The organism is Pseudomonas tritici (genome assembly GCF_014268275.3).
Lineage (GTDB): Bacteria > Pseudomonadota > Gammaproteobacteria > Pseudomonadales > Pseudomonadaceae > Aquipseudomonas > Aquipseudomonas tritici.
The window spans coordinates 1,660,851-1,680,959 of sequence record NZ_CP077084.1; the positions used below are offsets into that span (position 1 = coordinate 1,660,851).

At 60.2% G+C, this 20,109-nt stretch carries 17 protein-coding genes; 9 read left to right on the plus strand and 8 right to left on the minus strand.

Annotated elements, in window-relative coordinates; translation table 11 throughout:
* Nucleotides 1-73: 73 nt before the first annotated feature.
* Nucleotides 74-2,665, minus strand: a complete 2,592-nt coding sequence (locus tag HU722_RS07360; RefSeq protein WP_065872454.1) for a glycosyltransferase — start codon at nucleotides 2,663-2,665, stop codon at nucleotides 74-76.
* A gap of 217 nt (nucleotides 2,666-2,882) precedes the next feature.
* On the opposite strand from HU722_RS07360, the gene tcdA reads away from it, so the two are divergent.
* Nucleotides 2,883-3,692 carry a tRNA cyclic N6-threonylcarbamoyladenosine(37) synthase TcdA gene (gene tcdA / locus HU722_RS07365; protein WP_371905336.1) on the plus strand — a complete coding sequence of 270 codons (810 nt, stop codon included), beginning with the start codon at nucleotides 2,883-2,885 and terminating at the stop codon, nucleotides 3,690-3,692.
* Nucleotides 3,693-3,736: 44 nt separating this feature from the next.
* Here the strand turns inward: tcdA and HU722_RS07370 are convergent, their stop codons facing one another.
* From HU722_RS07370 to HU722_RS07385, 4 genes are all read right to left on the minus strand, one after another.
* Nucleotides 3,737-4,150, minus strand: coding sequence for a SufE family protein (locus HU722_RS07370; protein ID WP_065872452.1), 414 nt, complete (start codon nucleotides 4,148-4,150; stop codon nucleotides 3,737-3,739).
* A complete protein-coding gene (locus HU722_RS07375) occupies nucleotides 4,147-5,352 on the minus strand; it encodes an aminotransferase class V-fold PLP-dependent enzyme (RefSeq protein ID WP_065872451.1) in 1,206 nt (401 codons plus the stop codon). The genes HU722_RS07370 and HU722_RS07375 overlap by 4 nt, the downstream gene beginning before the upstream one ends.
* Nucleotides 5,353-5,416: 64 nt before the next feature.
* On the minus strand, nucleotides 5,417-6,451 hold the full coding sequence (dapD, locus tag HU722_RS07380; protein WP_065872450.1) for a 2,3,4,5-tetrahydropyridine-2,6-dicarboxylate N-succinyltransferase: 1,035 nt from the start codon (nucleotides 6,449-6,451) through the stop codon (nucleotides 5,417-5,419).
* Between the two features lie 32 nt (nucleotides 6,452-6,483).
* Complete coding sequence (locus tag HU722_RS07385; RefSeq protein WP_231984831.1) at nucleotides 6,484-6,792, minus strand: arsenate reductase; 309 nt, start codon at nucleotides 6,790-6,792, stop codon at nucleotides 6,484-6,486.
* A gap of 253 nt (nucleotides 6,793-7,045) precedes the next feature.
* Between HU722_RS07385 and HU722_RS07390 the strand changes: the two genes are divergently transcribed.
* The gene (locus HU722_RS07390; protein WP_186752295.1) at nucleotides 7,046-8,689 is read left to right on the plus strand and encodes a Na+/H+ antiporter; all 1,644 of its coding nucleotides are present in this window, start codon (nucleotides 7,046-7,048) and stop codon (nucleotides 8,687-8,689) included.
* Between the two features lie 12 nt (nucleotides 8,690-8,701).
* On the opposite strand, the gene dapC is transcribed toward HU722_RS07390, so the two are convergent.
* The 3 genes from dapC to map form a co-directional block, all read right to left on the minus strand.
* Nucleotides 8,702-9,901, minus strand: coding sequence for a succinyldiaminopimelate transaminase (dapC, locus tag HU722_RS07395; RefSeq protein WP_186752294.1), 1,200 nt, complete (start codon nucleotides 9,899-9,901; stop codon nucleotides 8,702-8,704).
* A gap of 177 nt (nucleotides 9,902-10,078) precedes the next feature.
* Nucleotides 10,079-12,781: a [protein-PII] uridylyltransferase gene (locus tag HU722_RS07400; RefSeq protein ID WP_186755060.1), complete on the minus strand. Its 2,703-nt coding sequence runs from the start codon at nucleotides 12,779-12,781 to the stop codon at nucleotides 10,079-10,081.
* A 65-nt stretch (nucleotides 12,782-12,846) separates the two neighbouring features.
* Nucleotides 12,847-13,641 carry a type I methionyl aminopeptidase gene (gene map, locus HU722_RS07405; protein WP_065872446.1) on the minus strand — a complete coding sequence of 265 codons (795 nt, stop codon included), beginning with the start codon at nucleotides 13,639-13,641 and terminating at the stop codon, nucleotides 12,847-12,849.
* Between the two features lie 387 nt (nucleotides 13,642-14,028).
* Here map and rpsB point away from each other — a divergent pair, with 387 nt between their 5' ends.
* From rpsB to ispC, 7 genes are all read left to right on the plus strand, one after another.
* The gene (gene rpsB / locus HU722_RS07410) at nucleotides 14,029-14,766 is read left to right on the plus strand and encodes a 30S ribosomal protein S2 (RefSeq protein ID WP_049709669.1); all 738 of its coding nucleotides are present in this window, start codon (nucleotides 14,029-14,031) and stop codon (nucleotides 14,764-14,766) included.
* Nucleotides 14,767-14,958: 192 nt separating this feature from the next.
* Nucleotides 14,959-15,822, plus strand: a complete 864-nt coding sequence (gene tsf, locus HU722_RS07415; protein ID WP_065872445.1) for a translation elongation factor Ts — start codon at nucleotides 14,959-14,961, stop codon at nucleotides 15,820-15,822.
* 210 nt (nucleotides 15,823-16,032) lie between these two features.
* Nucleotides 16,033-16,776, plus strand: a complete 744-nt coding sequence (gene pyrH / locus HU722_RS07420) for a UMP kinase (protein ID WP_003172271.1) — start codon at nucleotides 16,033-16,035, stop codon at nucleotides 16,774-16,776.
* Nucleotides 16,773-17,330, plus strand: a complete 558-nt coding sequence (gene frr / locus HU722_RS07425) for a ribosome recycling factor (RefSeq protein ID WP_049709667.1) — start codon at nucleotides 16,773-16,775, stop codon at nucleotides 17,328-17,330. The genes pyrH and frr overlap by 4 nt, the downstream gene beginning before the upstream one ends.
* 17 nt (nucleotides 17,331-17,347) lie before the next feature.
* On the plus strand, nucleotides 17,348-18,103 hold the full coding sequence (gene uppS, locus HU722_RS07430; protein ID WP_065872444.1) for a polyprenyl diphosphate synthase: 756 nt from the start codon (nucleotides 17,348-17,350) through the stop codon (nucleotides 18,101-18,103).
* Nucleotides 18,104-18,910, plus strand: coding sequence for a phosphatidate cytidylyltransferase (locus HU722_RS07435; protein WP_065872443.1), 807 nt, complete (start codon nucleotides 18,104-18,106; stop codon nucleotides 18,908-18,910).
* The gene (gene ispC / locus HU722_RS07440) at nucleotides 18,907-20,097 is read left to right on the plus strand and encodes a 1-deoxy-D-xylulose-5-phosphate reductoisomerase (RefSeq protein WP_065872571.1); all 1,191 of its coding nucleotides are present in this window, start codon (nucleotides 18,907-18,909) and stop codon (nucleotides 20,095-20,097) included. Before HU722_RS07435 ends, ispC begins: the two co-directional genes overlap by 4 nt.
* Nucleotides 20,098-20,109: the final 12 nt, after the last annotated feature.

Consider the following 20,109-nt stretch of genomic DNA (forward strand, 5'->3'; position numbering starts at 1 on the left):
GTCTTGCAAAACGGCCGTTATCTTATAGCAAAACGGCGGCCAGAGGCCGCCGTTTAGTGCATTGCGCAAGTTTTTACACGGCTGTGACAGGCTCAGCCTTCGCCGAAGGTTTCGGCAGCGAAGACAGGAACGCCATGATCAGCGCCGCCACATACGGCAGCGACTGCACCAGCAGCATCACCACCCAGAAGCGGATGTCATTGCTTGGCAGGCCCTGCACCAAGTAAATCCCCAGCGCCGCGCCCCACAACAGCAGCATGATGAACATCTCTTCACGGGCTTCGGAAATCGCTACCCAGAAGCCGTGGTTATCCGCGTTTTTCGGTGTACGAAAGAACGGAATACTGGTGGTGAAGAAACCATACAAAACCGCTTTGGCGATGGTGTGCGACAACGCCAGACCGGCCAGGGCTGCACAGAACGCATCCTTGAGGTTCACACCTACGGCGCGGCGGTACAGGAAGATGATCTTGCCGACTTTGAACACAAACAGCGCCAACGGCGGGATCGCGAAAATCAGCAACGGCGGGTCGACCCGCGTCGGCACGATGATCATCGCCGCCGACCACAACAGCGCGCCAACGGTGAAGAAGATGTTCATGCCGTCCGCCACCCACGGCAACCAGCCCGCGAGGAAGTGGTAGCGCTGGCCACGGGTCAGCTCGGTGCCTTTGCCGCGCAACAGGCTTGCGGTGTGACGCTTGATGATCTGGATCGCACCGTAGGCCCAGCGGAAACGCTGTTTCTTGAAGTCGATAAAGGTATCCGGCATCAGGCCCTTGCCGTAGCTGTCGTGGTAATACGCCGCCGACAGGCCTTTCTCGAATACACGTAGGCCTAGTTCGGCGTCTTCGCAGATGCACCAGTCGGCCCAGCCCAGTTCTTCAAGCACCGAGCGACGGGTCATGGTCATGGTGCCGTGCTGGATGATCGCGTCGCGGTCGTTGCGGGTGACCATGCCGATATGGAAGAAGCCCTTGTATTCCGCGTAGCAGAGCTTCTTGAAGGTGCTTTCGTTCTGGTCGCGGTAATCCTGCGGCGACTGCACGACGGCGATTTTCGGGTCGGCGAAATGCGGCACCATGTGCTTGAGCCAGTTTGGCGACACGCAGTAGTCCGAGTCGATCACCGCGATCACTTCGGCATCCTTGGCGGTGTGCGGGATCAGGTAGTTCAGTGCGCCGCCCTTGAAACCAGCCAGGGGCGCGACGTGGAAGAACTTGAAGCGCGGGCCCAGGGTTTCGCAGTAGTCGCGCACCGGCTCCCAAACGGCCGGGTCCTTGGTGTTGTTGTCGATGATCAGGACTTCGTAGTCCGGGTAATCGAGGGCGGCCAGGGCGTCGAGGGTCTGTTTGACCATCTCCGGAGGCTCGTTGTAGCACGGCACATGGATCGACACTTTCGGGCGGTAGTCCGACTCCCCCTCCACCGGCAGGAATTCACGCCGGCGCTTGTGAGTCCATACCGCTTCCGCCAGTTCGTGCGCTTCGGTCAGCAATACGATAAACACGCCCAGGGCGCCGAGGGCCAAGAGGATGCCCACGGTGACACTGAACCAGGTGCTGTATTGCTGGCTGTAGTCGTAACCGATCCACACCAGCACCGAACCGCACAAGAACGCGATGAACGTCAGGAAGGTCCGGCCACGTTGGCGCAGGGCGGAGCCGTCGATCATCAACAGGGTCAAGGACAGCAGCGCGAGTACGACCGAGCCGATGGCCAGTACGCGCCATTGCGGGATCGCGACCACCGGCCCTTCAAAGTTGAATTTCTGCTGGCGTGCGCCGTTGAACACACCCCAGTAAGCGCCGGCCGAGCCTTCGTCGCTGACTTTCCACGGCTGATCGAACGCCTCGATCACGAAGTAGTTGTAGCCCTGACGGTTCAGCTTGTTCACCAGCGTACGCAGGTAAATCGCCTGGTCGGCCGGCGACGTTTCATTGCCGCCGCGCATGCGCCCGTTGCTCGGCCAGCCAACCTCCGACAGCAGCAGCGGCTTTTTCGGGAACAGTTTCTTCAGATCCTTGGCGCGGTCGAGTACGTACTGGCCGGCCTTGTCCATCGGAATGTACTCCCAGAACGGCAGGATGTGCGCGGCGATCAGGTCGACGTGCTTGGCCAGTTGTGGGTTCTTCTCCCAGATGTCCCATTGCTCGGATGTCGTCACCGGCACTTTCACAGCGGCGCGCACCCGATCCAGCAGCACGATCAGCGCTTCTGGCGTGATGTCCTTACGGAACACCGCCTCGTTACCGACCACCACCCGCACCACGCTGCGCGAGGTGTTGGCGATTTCGATGGCGCGCTGGATTTCCCGCTCGTTACGTTCAAGGTCCGGGCTGATCCAGATCCCCAACGTCACGCGCAGGCCGAATTCTTCCGCCAACTTGGGGATGTCGCCCAGGGTGCCGTCGACCGAGTAGGTACGGATGTTGTCCGTCAGCTTGCTCATGATCTCAAGGTCGCGACGCATCTGATCGTCGGTCGGGAACTGGTTTTTCTGTGGGTACTGGCCTTGCTGGAACGGCGAGTAGGAAAAACCGGAGATCTGCTCAGGCCAGTTGGGAGCAGTGACCGGGCGGTTGATCAGCGCCCAGAAACCGGTGAACAGCGCGGCAATTGCCAGCACGATCACCAGGTTGAGTCCAAATTTACGCGATGCCATGGTTATGTCAGGTTCCAAAAGGTGTGGAACGAAAAGAGGTGTCGGCCTGCGCCGAACGGCGCGCATCCTACACCGGCCCTTCCCTGACCGTACAGCAAGCAGAGAAAAACCGGACATTAGTCAGCGAAAGGCCATCTAAGTTCTTTACTTGTAGCTTGTCGCTTCGAACTTGTCGCTGCGTAGTCCATAATGCGCGCCGGTTTTTGGGGTAATGGTCATGAGCACAGAAGATCCACGGTTTGCAGGCGTCGCCCGCTTGTATGGCATTGAAGGCCTGGAACGCTTGAAAGCGGCCCATGTGGCAATCGTCGGCGTCGGCGGCGTGGGCTCGTGGGCGGCGGAAGCCATGGCCCGTTGCGGGGTGGGCGAGATTTCGCTGTTTGATCTGGACGATGTCTGCGTCAGCAACAGCAACCGCCAGTTGCACGCGCTGGACAGCACCGTGGGCAAGCCCAAGGTCGAGGTGATGGCCGAGCGCCTGAAGGGCATCAACCCGGATTGCACCGTGCATGCGGTGGCGGACTTTGTGACCCGCGACACTATGGCCGAGTACATCACGCCGGATATCGACTGCGTGATCGACTGCATTGACGCCGTTAACGCCAAGGCGGCATTGATTGCCTGGTGCAAGCGCCGCAAGATCCAGATCATCACCACTGGCGGCGCCGGCGGGCAGATCGACCCGACGCTGATCCAGGTCTGCGACCTGAACCGCACCTTCAATGACCCGCTGGCGTCGAAAGTGCGCTCCACGTTGCGTCGCGACTATGGTTTCTCACGCACCGTGACCCGCCATTACAGCGTGCCGTGCGTGTTTTCCACCGAGCAACTGCGCTATCCCAAGCCGGATGGCAGTATTTGTTTGCAGAAGAGTTTTGTCGGGGATGGCGTGAAGCTGGATTGCGCCGGTGGGTTTGGCGCGGTGATGATGGTCACGGCCACGTTCGGCATGGTGGCGGCGACCAAGGCAGTGGACAAGATTGTGGCTGGGGTGCGGCGGCCGTCGGAGCGGGTCAAGCCTGCTTAAACCTTAATGCCGTGCACCGCTCCCACACAAGCCCGCTCCCACAGCTAGTTTTGTGTACGGCTCAACGCTCGCATGCGCTGCAATACCGCATTGAGGCCATTGCTGCGCGACGGTGACAGTTGACGGGAAAGGCCCAACTGGTTGAACCAGTCAGGCAGATCCACCGCCTGCAACTCGGCCGCCGACAACCCATTGACCCGCGCCAGCAGCAACGCCACCAGCCCGCGAATCATCCGCGCATCGCTGCTCGCCGCAAACTGCCAATGCCCATCCTGCAAACGCCCCACCAACCACACCAGGCTTTCGCAGCCCTGCACCAGGTTGGCGTCGACCTTGTCTTCATCCGCCAGGGCCGGCATACGCTCGCCCCACTGCATCAACATCCGCGCGCGTTGCTCCCAGCTACCGACGGCTTGAAAGGCTTCAAGCGCGCTGACCGCATCCACCGGCACACTCATCGCAACATATCCAGGGCCTGGTCCAGCGCTTCAAAAAAGCGTTCCAGGTCATCGGAATCGTTATACAGCGCCAGGGACACGCGGATCGCCCCCGACAGATGCATGGCCTTGAGCAACGGCATCGCGCAGTGATGACCCGCGCGCACGGCAATGCCTTGTTCGGTCAGCAGGTGCGCAAGGTCGGCGTTATGCACGCCGTCGACCACAAAACTGACCAACGCCACCTGCGGCGAACCCAGCACGCGCACGCCATTGCGTGCCTTGAGCCCACGCAACAGGTAGTCATGCAGGGCTGCTTCATGGGCGATGACCGCTTGTTGATCCAGCGAACTCAAGTAATCCAGGCTGGCGCCCAGGCCAATCACGCTGGCAATCGGCGGTGTGCCGGCCTCGAAACCCAGCGGCGCGGGACGGAAACTGGCGCTGTGGTAGTCGGCTTGTTGCACCATTTCTCCTCCGAACTGCCAGTGGCGCAGGTGATGCAGGGCGTCATTGCGCCCAAACAGCACGCCGACGCCGTCCGGGCCGTACAGTTTGTGGCTGGAGAATACGTAGAAGTCGCAACCCAGGGCCTGCACGTCGTGGCGGCCATGAACGATGCCTTGGGCGCCGTCCACGACGGTCAGGGCGCCGTGTGGCTGGGCCAGTGCCAGCAGGGCCTCCAGCGGCTGCCAGGCGCCGAGTACGTTGGACAGCTGGCTCACCGCCAGCAGGCGTGTGCGCGGGCCGATCAGCTCGGCGGCGGCTTGCAGGTCGATCACGCCGTCCTCGCCAAGTGGCAATACCACCAGCGTCAGCGCGCGACGTTTGGCCAATTGCTGCCACGGCAACAGGTTGGCGTGGTGCTCGAGGGCGCTGATGACAATCTCATCGCCCGCATTGAATAAATGCTCCAGGCCATAAGCCAGGAGGTTCAGCGCAGAGGTCGCGCCGTGGGTAAACACAATCTGCCCGCTGTCACCTGCATTCAACCATTGCGCGACCTTGCTGCGACTGTCTTCGAACGCCTGTGTCGCATGGGCCCCCGGCAAATGCTGGGCGCGGTGCACATTGGCTGCGCCGTTGGTGTAGTAATGGCTGATGGCATCCAACAAGGCCTGGGGTTTTTGCGTGGTGGCGGCGTTGTCCAGGTAAGTCTGGTCTTGCCGTTGCAGGGTGGCGATGGCTGGGAAATCGGCGCGCCAGGGGGAGGGCACAAGCATGGTGATCAAGACTCGTATAAGCGAGCCCCAGGGGAGGGGCCCGCTAGTGGCATCGAGTGGCTGCTTAGTTGTGAGCGTGCAGCGCTTCGTTCAGTTCGATAGCCGATTTGTGGGTTTTGCACTCCACGGCACCGGTCTCGGAATTACGGCGGAACAGCAGGTCTGGCTGGCCGGCCAGCTCGCGCGCCTTGACCACTTTGACCAATTGGTTCTGCTCGTCCAGCAGCGCAACCTTGGTCCCGGCCGTCACGTACAGGCCCGATTCCACGGTGTTGCGGTCGCCCAACGGGATACCAATACCGGCGTTGGCGCCGATCAGGCAGCCTTCGCCGACCTTGATCACAATGTTGCCGCCACCTGACAGGGTGCCCATGGTGGAGCAACCGCCGCCCAGGTCAGAACCTTTGCCGACGAACACGCCCGCTGATACCCGGCCTTCGATCATACCCGGGCCTTCGGTGCCGGCGTTGAAGTTGACAAAACCTTCGTGCATCACGGTGGTGCCTTCGCCCACGTAGGCGCCCAGGCGGATACGCGCCGCATCAGCGATACGCACACCGCTCGGCACCACGTAGTCGGTCATTTTCGGGAACTTGTCCACCGAGAACACTTCCAGCAGTTCGCCGCGCAGGCGGGCTTCCAGCTGGCGTTCGGCCAGCTCATTGATGTCGATCGCACCTTGGCTGGTCCAGGCTACGTTCGGCAACTGCGGGAACACACCGGCCAGGCTCAGGCCGTGTGGCTTGACCAGGCGGTGAGACAGCAGGTGCAGCTTGAGGTAAGCCTCCGGCGTGGAGGTCAGTGCGGTGTCTTCGGCCAGCAACGTGGCGACCAGCGGGGTGTGGCTCTCGGCGAGCCGATTGAGCAGCGCGGCTTGGGTCGCATCGACATTTTTGAGCGCATCAGCCAGTTGCAGTGCTTGGCTGATGGTGAACGTGATCGCTTGATTGCCTTCGGTGTAACCCAGGATCGGCGCGATGGCCGCGACGATTTCAGCCGATGGGTTGAGCAACGGTTGTGCGTAAAACACTTCCAGCCAAGCACCTTGGCGGTTCTGAGTGCCGACGCCGAAGCCCAGGCTGAACAGGGAATGGGACATGGTGTTACCTCTACAAAAAATGGAAGGCTGGCCTACTTGAGGGCCGCCGAATAACTTTCTGGCTTGAAGCCAATCAGGGTTCTGTCACCGAGATCGAGCACCGGGCGCTTGATCATCGAGGGTTGTGCGAGCATCAATTCAATGGCTTTCGACTGATCGAGATCGGCTTTGCGTTCGTCTTCGAGTTTGCGAAAGGTGGTGCCCGCACGGTTCAAAACCACCTGCCAACCGTGCTCGTTGCACCATTGGGTCAAGTGCTCGCGGTCGATACCGGCCGTTTTATAGTCGTGGAACTCATAGCTCACAGCGTGCTCATCGAGCCAGGTGCGGGCCTTTTTCATGGTGTCGCAGGCCTTGATGCCGAAAAGGTGCAACGTTTTGCTTGAAGCGGTCAAGGAATTGCCCCCTTTGAGCGAATGAAATGGAAAGGTTACGGATTATGCCACGACCAGCGGCCTCTGGTGCCCCTCGTCATGCTGGCGTGCGACTTATGTGCAAATGCCAGCCGGCAGCATAGGTGCGTAATATGGCACTTCAACGGCGAGTTGTTGCCTCATGTGTCGTTGCGAGTCGATTGTCCGGGAAACCCGCGTTATGCAAACCGCTTACACCGTTCTTATCCTACTGATGTTGGTCAGCGTTTCGCGCCTGGTCGGGCGTGTCATCCCCCTGCCGTTACCCTTGGTGCAGATCGCAGCGGGCGCCTTGTTGGCCTGGCCCACGTTGGGGTTGCACGTGGCGCTGGACCCGGAGCTGTTCCTGTTTCTGTTCCTGCCGCCGCTGCTGTTCTCGGATGGCTGGCGCATGCCCAAGCGTGAGTTGTGGCGCCTGCGTGGGCCGATCCTGACGTTGGCGGTGGGGCTGGTGCTGTTCACCGTGGTGGGTGCCGGTTACTTCATTCACTGGATTTTACCTACGATCCCGTTGCCCGTGGCCTTCGCCCTGGCGGCTGTGTTGTCACCGACGGACGCCGTGGCGGTGTCGGCCATTTCCCAGAACCGCCTGCCCACGCCGCTGATGCATATGCTCCAGGGCGAGGCCCTGATGAACGATGCTTCGGGCCTGGTGACCTTCAAATTTGCCCTGGCGGCGGCGTTGACTGGCGTGTTTTCCCTGGCGGATGCCAGCCTGACATTTGTGTTGGTCGCCGTAGGCGGCCTGGCCGTGGGGGTGGCGTTGAGCTGGCTGGTCGGGCGACTACGTGCGTGGATGATCGCGCGAGGCTGGGACGACCCGGCGACTCACGTGGTGTTTATGCTGCTGCTACCGTTCGCCGCCTATGTGCTGGCTGAGCGCTTGGGCGCATCGGGCATTTTGTCGGCGGTGGCGGCGGGCATGATGCAAAGCTGGCTCGACCTGCTACCCCGCCAGACCAGCACCCGCTTGCTCAATCGCAGTGTGTGGTCGTTGCTGGAGTTTGCCTTCAACGGCTTGATTTTCCTGCTGCTAGGCCTGCAACTGCCGGACATCATTAAGGCCGTGGTGAGTCACGAACCGACGCTGTGGCCCACATTGTTTTATCGCTGCCTGGATGTGGTCGCGATCTTTTTGGTGCTGGTGGTGTTGCGTTTCATCTGGGTGCAGAGCATCTGGCGGCTGTCGGGTTTATTGCGCCGGATTCGTGGGAAAAGTGAATTGACGCTGGTGCCGACGGCGCGCTCCTGCTGGCTGCTGACCGTCGGTGGTGTGCGCGGTGCGGTGACGCTGGCGGGTGTGATGTCAGTGCCGTTGCTGCTGGCGCCGGGCCAGGATTTCCCCGAGCGCGACTTGCTGATCTTTATTGCTGCCGGAGTGATCCTGCTGTCGCTGATCGCCGCGTGCATCGCCTTGCCCCTGTTGTTGCGCGGCATCGAAAAAAGCCCCGATGAAAAGCGCCACAACGAAGTGCGCGAGGCCTGGAAAAAGACCGCAGTGGCTGCAATCCACGCGCTGGAGGCCGAAGACTCGGCGCAAAGCGAAACCCAGGACGCCGCCCAGGCTGCGCTGGCGACCGAACTCAAGGCTCGCCTGATGTCGGAATACCGCCAGCAGTTGGAGGTGTTCAATGATTCAGCTGAAGCCCAGGCGCTGGCGCGGCAGATGGACCTGCTTGAGCGCAAATTGCGTCTGAAGGCCCTGCGCGCGCAGCGCTTGGAGTTGTATAGCTTGAGCCGTCATCGCCAGATTGGCGACGACGTCTTGAGGGAGGTGTTGGCCGAGCTGGATATGAGTGAGGCTAATCTGGGTCATGTGAAATGACCCATAAGGCCATTAGCGACGACGCTGAATAAAATCGCGAATCCGCTCCGCCGCCTCCACACACTCCGCCAAGGGGGCAACCAACGCCATGCGCACACGCCCGGCGCCGGGGTTGAAGCCGTCGACTTCCCGCGACAGGTACGAACCTGGCACCACAGTGACATGTTCCTCTACGAACAGATCCCGGCAGAAAGCGGCGTCATCACCTTCGACATTCGGCCACAGGTAGAAACCGCCGTCGGGGTTTTGCACGTCCAGTACTGGCTTGAGGATCGCCAGCACCGCATCGAATTTCTCGCGGTACAGATCACGGTTGGCCTGCACGTGGGCTTCGTCCTGCCAGGCAGCAATGCTCGCCAGTTGGGTTTGCACCGGCATCGCGCAACCGTGGTAGGTGCGGTACAGCAGGAAAGCCTTGAGGATGTCGGCGTCGCCGGCCACAAAACCGGAGCGCAGGCCCGGCAGGTTGGAGCGCTTGGACAGGCTGTGGAACACCACGCAACGCTTGAAGTCCTGGCGACCCAGCTCGACGCAGGCACTCAACAGGCCCGGCGGCGGGGTGTGCTCGTCGAAGTAGAGTTCGCTGTAGCATTCGTCGGCAGCGATCACGAAGTCGTATTCGTCGGCCAGGGCGATGAGTTTTTTCAGGGTGTCGACCGGTATCAGCGCGCCGGTCGGGTTGCCGGGGGAGCACAGGAACAGGATCTGGCAGCGTTTCCAGACGTCCGGCGTCACGGCGTCGAAATCCGGGTTGAAGCCATTGGCGTCCAGGCACGGCAGGTAGTGCGGCTTGGCCCCGGCCAGGAATGCGGCGCCTTCGTAGATCTGGTAGAACGGGTTCGGGCTCACCACCAGCGCGTCGTCGCCGCGATTGACCACGGTTTGGGTGAAGGCGAACAGCGCTTCACGCGTGCCGTTGACCGGCAAGATGTTGCGCGCAGGGTCGAGCCAGCCCTCGGGCACATCGAAGCGGCGCTCGCACCAGGCGCCGATGACCTCGCGCAGCGCGGGGATGCCCAGGGTGGTCGGGTACACGGCCATCTGGTCAAGGTTATTGCTCAGCGCTTCGGCCACGAAGGTCGGGGATTTGTGCTTCGGCTCGCCGATGGACAGCGCGATCGGGCGCTTATCCGGGGTCGGCGTAACACTGCCCAGCAGGGCGCGCAGTTTCTCGAACGGGTAGGGCTGCAGCTGGTTCAGGGCGTTGTTCATCGCAAATCTCGTTCAATTTGGTTGTAAACATACGGTCTGCCGGGCAAAGCAATTCAAATGTGGGAGCGGGCTTGCTCGCGAATGCGGTGGGTCAGTGATACATAAATTCACTGACCCACCGCATTCGCGAGCAAGCCCGCTCCCACACAAACCCGCCCGCACAGTGGAATCGGGTGTCTATATGGTCAGGCGCGTCAGCTCGACGTTCGGTTCCTGGGTCACGCTTAATTGCTGCTCGATGGCTTCCTGCAAGCGGCGGCACAGCTCCGGGTCGGACAGCGGCTGGTTGTCGGCGTCGGTGATGAAGAACACGTCTTCCACGCGCTCGCCGAGGGTTGCAATCTTGGCATTCTGCAACGACAGGTCGAACTCCAGGAAAATCCCACCGATCCGCGCCAGCAGGCCCGGGCGATCCGGGGCGCTGAGTTCCAGCACCGTCACCGGGCGCTGGGCGTCGTTGGAGATGGTCACCTGGGGCGCAAACGCAAAATGCTTGAGCTGGCGCGGCACCCGGCGCTGGATGATGGTCGGGTAGTCGTCAGGGTTGCGCAGGGCCTCGGTAAGGCCTTCGCGGATCTTTTTCACGCGTGCTGGGTTGTCACCAATGGAGTCGCCATCGGTGTCGAGCACGATATAAGTGTCAAGAGTGAACTGACTGCTGGAGGTAATCACGCGGGCGTCATGGATGTTCAGGTTGAGCTGGTCCATGGCGGCCACCGTCACAGCGAAGAAGTCATGCTGGTCCGGCGCATAAATGAAGATCTGCGTACCGCCCTCGAATTCGCGCTGGGTGGTTTCCTTGATCAGCACCAGCGGGCCGCCATCGGCCGGCTGCTGCAGGATCGCGTCAGTGTGCCAGGCCACGTCGCCAGCGGTGTGGCGCAGGAAATAATCGTCACCCAGTTGCGACCACAGCTGCTCGACGTCGTCCGGGTCGTTGCCGCCGCGCACCAATATGTCCAGCGCCGCGCTTTGGGTGCGGCGGATCTGCTCTTCGCGGTCCACCGGGTTTTCCAGGCCGCGGCGCAGGGCGCGCTTGGTCTCGGTGTACAGCTGGCGCAGCAGGCTGGCGCGCCAGGAGTTCCACAGCGTCGGGTTGGTGGCGTTGATGTCGGAGACGGTCAAGACGTACAGGTAGTCGAGGTGGGTTTCATCGCCGACGGTCTGTGCGAAGTCGTGGATCACCTGCGGGTCGGACAGGTCCTTGCGTTGGGCGGTGGTCGACATCACCAAATGGTTCTGCACCAGCCACACGATCAGGCGGCTGTCCCACAGCGGCAACTGGTGGCGCTGGCAGAACGCCTCGGCATCCACCGCACCAATCTCGGAATGGTCGCCATGCCGGCCCTTGCCAATGTCATGGTACAAGCCGGCCAGGTAGATCAGCTCGGGCTTGGGCAACTTGGCCATCAGCTTACTGGCCAGCGGGAATTTCTCTGATACCTGGGTGTACTGCAGTTTACGCAGGTGCTTGATTAGGTTCAGGGTGTGCGCATCCACGGTATAAATGTGGAACAGGTCGTGCTGCATTTGCCCGACGATAAAGCCGAACTCAGGCAGATAGCGCCCAAGGATGCCGTAACGGTTCATGCGCCGCAGGTTGCGGTGGATGCCGATCTTGCACTTGAACAGCTCGATAAACAGGCTGGTGTTGCGGATATCGTTGCGGAAATCGTCGTCGATCAGGTGACGGTTTTCCCGCAGCAGGCGAATGGTGTCGGCGCGCACGCCTTTTATCTCCGGCTGCTGGGCCATCAGCACGAAGATTTCCAGCATGGCGAACGGCGTGCGGCGGAACACATTGTCGTTGCGCGCTTCGATATAGCCGTCGTGCAGTTGGAAACGCGAGTTGATCGGTTGCGGCGGCGCTTCGTCTTCAGGGGCCAGGATCACCTCTTCGAAGTGCTGGATGATCAGGTCGCTGAGCTGGGCAATGCTCATGACCACCCGGTAATACTGCTGCATGAAGCTTTCGATGCTGGTCTTTGCGTCCTCGCCTTCAAACCCCAGCAAGGTGGCGATGGAGCGCTGATGATCGAACAGCAGGCGGTCTTCGGAGCGCCCCGCGAGCATGTGCAGGGCGTAGCGCACCTTCCACAGGAACTCCTGGGAGGAGGCCAGCAGGGCGTTCTCGCTTTCTACCAGGAAACCTTCGCCGGCCAGTGCCCGCAGGTTTAAGGTGCCGTATTGGCGGCGGGCAACCCACAAAATCGTCTGGATATCCCGCAGCCCGCCCGGCGAGCCTTTGACGTTGGGTTCCAGGTTGTATTCGGTGTCGTTGTACTTGTGATGCCGGGCCTTTTGCTCGGCGCGCTTGGCCAGGAAGAAGTGCTTGCTCGGCCACATGTGCGCGGTGCTGGTGACTTCGAGCATGCGCTGGCGCAGGCGCTCGGGGCCGGCAATGGTGCGGCTTTCCATCAGGTTGGTGATCACCGTGAGGTCGGCGCGGGCCTCTTCGGCGCATTCGTCGACCGAGCGCACGCTCTGGCCGACTTCCAAGCCTATGTCCCACAACAGCGTCAGAAAACGCTCGATGGAATCGCGAAAGATCTCATGGTCGGCGCTGTCCAGCAGGATCAGCAGGTCAATGTCGGAGTAGGGGTGCAACTCGCCACGTCCGTAGCCGCCGACCGCCACCAGGGCGATGTCGGCGTCTTCGCTCCAGTTGAACTGTTCCCATGCCTTTTGCAGGATGTTATCGACAAACCAGGCGCGGTCCTCGATCAACCGACGGATGTCCCGGCCGCTGCGAAAGCGCGCATCGAGCACCTCGCGGGCCTGGCGGATAGCTTTCTTGAACGCGGCGATGGGGCTCGCCTTCAGGGCCAGTTCGGCCTGGAACTGGCCACGGTCGAAGAGTTCGGGATCCACCTGGGGCATCGATCGGCTTTCCTTTCTATCTATCAGTCAGTCACAACACAGTGGGGGGAAAACCTGAGCAACCGTTACGCCGACGCAGCACCGGAAGTGCGCGGGATTGTGTCGTCGGCGCGCAGGGTGAAGATCTCGTAGCCGGTTTCGGTGACCAGCAGGGTGTGTTCCCACTGGGCCGAGAGCTTGCGGTCCTTGGTGATGGCGGTCCAGCCGTCGCCCAGCACTTTGGTATCGGCCTTGCCTTGGTTGATCATCGGCTCGATGGTGAAGGTCATGCCTGCCTTGAGTTCCATGCCAGTGCCGGCGCGGCCGTAGTGCAGGATCTGTGGCTCTTCGTGGAACACGGTGCCGATACCGTGGCCGCAGAATTCGCGCACCACCGAGAAGCCGTTCTTTTCAGCGTGCTTCTGGATCACTTCGCCGATGTCGCCCAGACGGCAACCGGGTTTGACGATTTCGATGGCCTTGTACATGCATTCCTGGGTCACCTGGGACAGGCGCTCGGCCCAGACCGGCACAGTGCCGACGTGGAACATGCGGCTGGTGTCGCCGAAGTAGCGGTCCTTGATCACGGTAACGTCGATGTTCAGGGTGTCGCCGTCCTTCAACGGTTTGTCACCCGGAATCCCGTGGCAGACCACGTGGTTGACCGAGGTGCAGATCGACTTGGGGAAGCCCTTGTAGTTCAACGGCGCAGGGATAGCGCCCTGCACGTTGACGATATAGTCATGGCAGATCTGGTTCAGGGTCTCGGTGGTCACGCCGGGCTTGACGTGCTCGGCGATCATTTCCAGCACGTCGGCAGCCAGTTTGCCGGCGATGCGCATGCCGGCGATGTCTTCGGCGGTTTTCAAACTAACGGTCATACAGGCTCTCTCTAGCGCGACGCGCTGAAATCAATACGGTTTACGGGCGTGCGACAAAAGGTTACAGAATTCGCACAAGCCACAAAAAACGCGATTCTAACAGACGATGGCGTCAAATCATGAGCCTCTGATGATCGCTTCTCTCTATAAGGTAGGGCTATGTGAGCTCTATTCAAGGGGTTACACGAAAGCACCCTGCGGCAAATGTGATTGCGTGTTCCGTTTTTGCCGATGCTGTGGTATAAAATGCGCCGCTTTCCGGGGATACCCCGCAGAGCTTAAATCCACACACGTGTCGACACGATGACCTGGGTGCCGGAGGCCTTGAAGCCGCTGGTTGGTCATTGGGATACGTGGAGGCCAAACCCGACTTATTAAGGAACTATCATGTCCCAAGTCAACATGCGCGATATGCTGAAGGCCGGTGTGCACTTCGGTCACCAGACCCGTTACTGGAACCCGAAAATGGGTAAATACATTTTCGGCGCGCGTAACAAGATCCACATTATCAACCTTGAAAAAACCCTGCCAATGTTCAACGAAGCTTTGACTTTCGTAGAGCGCCTGGCCCAGGGCAAAAACAAGATTCTGTTCGTCGGCACCAAGCGTTCCGCTGGCAAGATCGTTGCTGAAGAAGCAGCACGTTGCGGTTCGCCGTACGTCGATCACCGCTGGTTGGGCGGCATGCTCACCAACTTCAAAACCATCCGTGCTTCCATCAAGCGTCTGCGTGACCTTGAAGTGCAAGCCGAAGACGGTACTTTCGCCAAGCTGACCAAGAAAGAGGCGCTGATGCGCACTCGCGACCTGGAAAAGCTCGATCGTTCCCTGGGTGGTATCAAGGACATGGGCGGTCTGCCTGACGCACTGTTCGTTATCGACGTTGATCACGAGCGCATCGCGATCACCGAAGCCAACAAGCTGGGCATCCCTGTTATCGGCGTAGTCGATACCAACAGCAGCCCGGAAGGCGTTGACTACATCATCCCAGGCAACGATGACGCAATCCGCGCTATCCAGCTGTACATGGGTTCGATGGCTGACGCTGTAATCCGTGGTCGCAACCACGTTGCTGGTGGTGCCGAGCAGTTCGTTGAAGAAGCTCCGGTAGCCGCAGCTGAGTAATTGACGCCCTGGCGTTGACTCAGTAAGCAAAAAGGGGGCTTGGCCCCCTTTTTGCCACCTCGAAAACCATTTGTCGGCAGCGCAGCTACAACATCTGTAACGTGCAGCGGCTAACAAGGGTGGTTCGGGAAGAATTGATCCCCCGTTCGATCGGGTGGAGTGGTTGAAAACCTATCCAAGAGGAATTTGAAAATGGCAGCAATTACTGCAGCGTTGGTTAAAGAACTGCGTGAGCGTACCGGCGAAGGCATGATGGATTGCAAGAAAGCCCTGGAAAAGGCTGACGGCGACATCGAAAAAGCCATTGATGACATGCGTGCTTCCGGCGCCATCAAGGCTGCCAAGAAAGCAGGCAACGTGGCTGCTGAAGGCGCTATCGCTCTGAAAGAAGACGGCAAATCTGCTGTTCTGCTGGAAGTGAACTCGCAGACCGACTTCCTGGCCCTGCAGGACGACTTCAAGGCATTTGTTGCCGCCAGCGTTGATAAAGCGTTCGCCGACAAACTGACTGATGTCGCTCCGCTGATCGCTGCTCAGGAAGCTGATCGCCTGGTACTGGTCGGCAAGGTTGGCGAAAACGTCAACATCCGTCGCCTGACCCGCGTTGAAGGTGATGTGGTTGGTGGTTACCTGCACGGTAACAAAATCGGCGTTGCTGTTGTCCTCAAAGGCGGCGACGTTGAGCTGGCCAAAGACATCGCTATGCACGTAGCGGCCAGCAACCCTGAGTTCCTGCTGCCTTCGGAAGTTTCTGCCGAAGCCATCGAGCGTGAAAAGGCTGTTTTCCTGCAGCTGAACGAAGAAAAAATCAAAGGCAAGCCAGAAAACATTGTTGAGAACATGGTCAAAGGCCGTATCAGCAAGTTCCTGGCTGAAGCGAGCCTGGTTGAGCAGGCGTTCGTCAAGAACCCTGAAGTCAAGGTTGGCGAGCTGGCTAAGAAAGCCGGTGCTGAAATCGTTTCCTTCACCTACTTCAAAGTAGGCGAAGGCATCGAGAAGCCGGTCGACAACTTCGCTGAAGAAGTTGCTGCCCAGCTGGCTGCCGCCAAGCAATAAGACAGTTTTCAACTGTCGCCCGAAAGAGGCTGCCCGCTCACGCGCGCAGCCTCTTTTCAAATGGGAAGGCCGATTTTGATTGGCATCCCTTCGGAACTGGCTTACAAAGCCGTGTTCCGATGGCGCTGTAGCAGCGTCCAGCTAGAGTGAACGCAAGCCGTAAACGGCTCGCCAAGAATTTTTAAAAATACGCCGCAGGAGAGATTCGCAATGGCTCAGCAGGGCAGTGGTTATCAGGCTCGCTATAAACGCATTCTACTCAAGCTTAGCGGCGAGGCCCTCATGGGCTCGGAAGAGTTCGGGATCGATCCCAAAGTGCTCGACCGCATGGCGCTGGAAGTCGGCCAACTGGTCGGTATCGGCGTTCAGGTCGGCCTGGTGATCGGCGGCGGTAACCTGTTCCGCGGCGCGGCACTGAGTGCGGCCGGCATGGATCGGGTCACGGGCGACCACATGGGCATGCTGGCCACTGTGATGAACGCCTTGGCTATGCGCGACGCCCTGGAGCGCGCCAATATCTCGGCTATCGTGATGTCGGCTATTTCCATGGTCGGCGTGACCGATCACTATGACCGCCGCAAAGCCATGCGCCACCTGAACGCCAAGGAAGTGGTGATCTTCGCCGCTGGCACAGGTAACCCGTTCTTCACCACCGACTCGGCAGCGTGCCTGCGCGCCATCGAAATCGATGCTGACGTGGTGCTCAAGGCGACCAAGGTAGACGGCGTTTACACCGCAGATCCATTCAAAGACCCGCATGCCGAGAAGTTCGATCATCTGACCTACGATGAAGTGCTGGATCGCAAACTGGGCGTGATGGACCTGACGGCTATTTGCCTGTGCCGCGACCACAAGATGCCACTACGCGTATTTAACATGAACAAACCCGGTGCCCTGCTGAATATCGTACACGGCGGCGCAGAAGGGACTCTGATCGAGGAAGGCCAACAATGATCAACGAAATCAAGAAAGACGCTCAAGAGCGTATGCAGAAATCCCTGGACTCCCTGAACCATGCATTTGGTCAGATTCGTACAGGCAAGGCTCACCCAAGCATTCTGGGCAGCGTGATGGTGCCGTATTACGGCGCAGATACCTCCATCACCCAAGTGGCCAACATCACTGTAAAAGACTCGCGCACCCTGCAAGTCGTCGCCTTTGAGCGCAACATGCTCGGCGCCGTCGACAAGGCCATCCAGAGCGCCGGTCTGAACCTCAACCCGACCAACCTGGGCGAGTTGCTGCTGATCTCCATGCCAGCCCTGACTGAAGAAACCCGCAAGGGCTTCACCAAGCAGGCGCGCAGCGCAGCTGAAGATGCGCGGGTTGCCGTGCGCAACATTCGTCGTGATGCCTTGGGTGATCTGAAGAAGCTGGTCAAGGACAAGGAAATCAGCGAAGACGAAGAGCGCCGTGCCGTTGCCGATATCGACAAGCTGACCAAAGATGCCGAGGCCCAGATCACTAAGGCCACGGAAGAAAAAGAAAAGGACCTGATGGCCGTATAAGGGGTCAGGACGCCTTCATGGAAAAGACCAAGCAGACTGTACCCTCCGTGGTGCCGCGCCATGTCGCGATCATCATGGATGGGAATAATCGCTGGGCGAAGAAACGCTTTATGCCGGGTGTCGCCGGGCATAAAGCGGGTGTCGATGCGGTACGGGCTGTAATTGAGGTGTGTGCCGAGGCCAAGGTCGAAGTGTTGACCTTGTTCGCCTTCTCCAGTGAGAACTGGCAGCGGCCCGCCGAAGAAGTCAGTGCCTTGATGGATCTGTTCTTCAAGGCCTTGCGTCGTGAGGCCAAGCGCCTCAACGACAACAATATCAGCCTGCGTATCATCGGTGATCGCTCGCGCTTCCACCCGGAGCTGCAAGCCGCCATGCGCGAAGCCGAGGCTATTACCGCCGGCGCCGACCGTTTTGTGCTGCAGATCGCAGCCAACTACGGTGGCCAGTGGGACATCGCCCAGGCTGCACAGCGGCTCGCCCGCGAAGTGCAGGCCGGTCATCTGCGTCCCGACGACATCACGCCCGAACTGTTGCAAACCTGCCTGGTTACCGGCGACCTGCCGTTGCCTGACTTGTGCATCCGTACCGGTGGTGAGCACCGCATCAGCAATTTCCTGTTGTGGCAGCTGGCCTATACCGAGCTGTACTTCTCCGACCTGTTCTGGCCGGACTTCAAACACGATGCCATGCGTAAAGCACTGGCTGATTTCGCTTCCCGTCAACGTCGCTTCGGTAAAACGAGCGAGCAGATCGAAGCTGGAGCCCGGGTTTAAATGCTTAAACAACGAATCATCACAGCACTGATCCTGTTGCCGATCGCCTTGTGTGGGTTTTTCCTGCTCGAGGGTTCCGGCTTTGCGCTGTTTATCGGCCTGGTCGTGACGCTGGGTGCCTGGGAATGGGCGCGCCTGGCGGGTTTCAGCGCGCAGTTGCCGCGTGTGGTGTATGCCGCTGTCGTGGCTGCCTTGGCGTTTCTCTTGTACATCCTGCCGGACATTGCGCCCTGGGTGTTGGGGGCGGCGGTGCTGTGGTGGGCGCTGGCGACGTTCCTTGTGTTGACTTACCCGCGTACCAGCGGCAAGTGGTCCAGCGTTGCCTGCAAGCTGGTGATTGGCGTGTTGATCCTCTTACCGGCGTGGCAAGGGCTGGTTGAAATCAAGCGTTACCCTATGGGTAACTGGCTGATCCTGGCCGTGATGGTGCTGGTCTGGGGGGCGGATATCGGTGCCTACTTCTCGGGCCGGGCCTTCGGCAAGCGCAAGTTGGCGCCGGCAGTCAGCCCTGGCAAAAGCTGGGAAGGCGTTTATGGTGGTCTCGCGTTGACGCTGGTGATCGCGCTGGTCGTCGGCGTTGTGCGTGGCTGGTCGGTGAAGGAAATTTTGCTGGCGCTGGTGGCCACGGCCATCGTGGTGTTCATTTCGGTGGTGGGCGACCTCACTGAAAGCATGTTCAAGCGCCAGGCCGGGATCAAGGACAGCAGCAACCTGCTGCCGGGCCATGGCGGCGTGCTGGACCGCATCGACAGCTTGACCGCGGCCATTCCAATCTTCGCCGTGCTGTTGTGGATGACGGCTTCGTGAGCCGCCTGCAACAAGTAACCGTGCTGGGTGCAACCGGCTCGGTAGGGCTGAGTACCCTTGACGTGATTGCGCGTCATCCTGATCGCTATCAAGTCTTCGCCCTCACCGGGTTTACCCGCTTGAGCGAGCTGCTGGCCTTGTGCGTGCGTCATTCGCCGCGCTTTGCCGTAGTGCCCGAAGCCGCTCTGGCTCGGGGGCTGCAGGATGACCTGCGGGCTGCCGGGCTTGCCACTCAGGTGTTGGTGGGGGAGGAGGGGTTGTGCCAGGTCTCGGCTGACGCTGACGTGGATACCGTAGTCGCCGCTATTGTCGGTGCAGCCGGTTTGCGTCCGACCCTGGCTGCCGTCGATGCCGGCAAGAAGATCCTGCTGGCCAATAAAGAAGCGCTGGTGATGTCCGGCGCACTGTTTATGCAGGCGGTGCGCAAAAGCGGCGCCGTATTGCTACCCCTGGACAGTGAGCACAATGCAATCTTCCAGTGCATGCCCGGTGACTATGCGCGCGGCTTGAGCCAGGTTGGCGTGCGCCGGATCCTGCTGACGGCCTCTGGTGGTCCGTTCCGGCAAACTCCGTTGGCTGAGCTGGAGCATGTCTCGCCCGATCAGGCGTGCGCTCATCCGAACTGGTCCATGGGGCGAAAGATCTCGGTGGATTCGGCGAGCATGATGAACAAGGGCCTTGAGTTGATCGAGGCGTGCTGGCTGTTCGATGCGCGTCCGGATCAGGTCGAGGTGGTGATTCACCCGCAAAGTGTGATTCATTCGCTGGTTGATTACGTGGACGGTTCGGTGTTGGCGCAGTTGGGCAATCCCGATATGCGCACCCCTATCGCCAATGCCCTGGCCTGGCCGGAGCGGATTGATTCCGGCGTGGCGCCTTTGGACCTGTTTGCCGTGGCCCGTCTGGACTTCGAAGCGCCGGACGAGCAGCGCTTTCCTTGCCTGCGCCTGGCGCGGCAAGCTGCCGAAGCGGGTAACAGCGCGCCGGCGATGCTTAATGCAGCCAACGAAGTGGCTGTGGCAGCGTTTCTCGAACGGCGCATCCGCTTTCCGCAGATCGCGAGTATCATCGAGGACGTCCTGGCGCTTGAACCTGTCGTGGCGGTGAATGATCTGGGGGCGGTATTCGAGGCTGATACCAAGGCTCGAGCCCTGGCTGGGCAATGGTTGAGCCGGAACGCGCGTTAGTCTTTGGGCGGG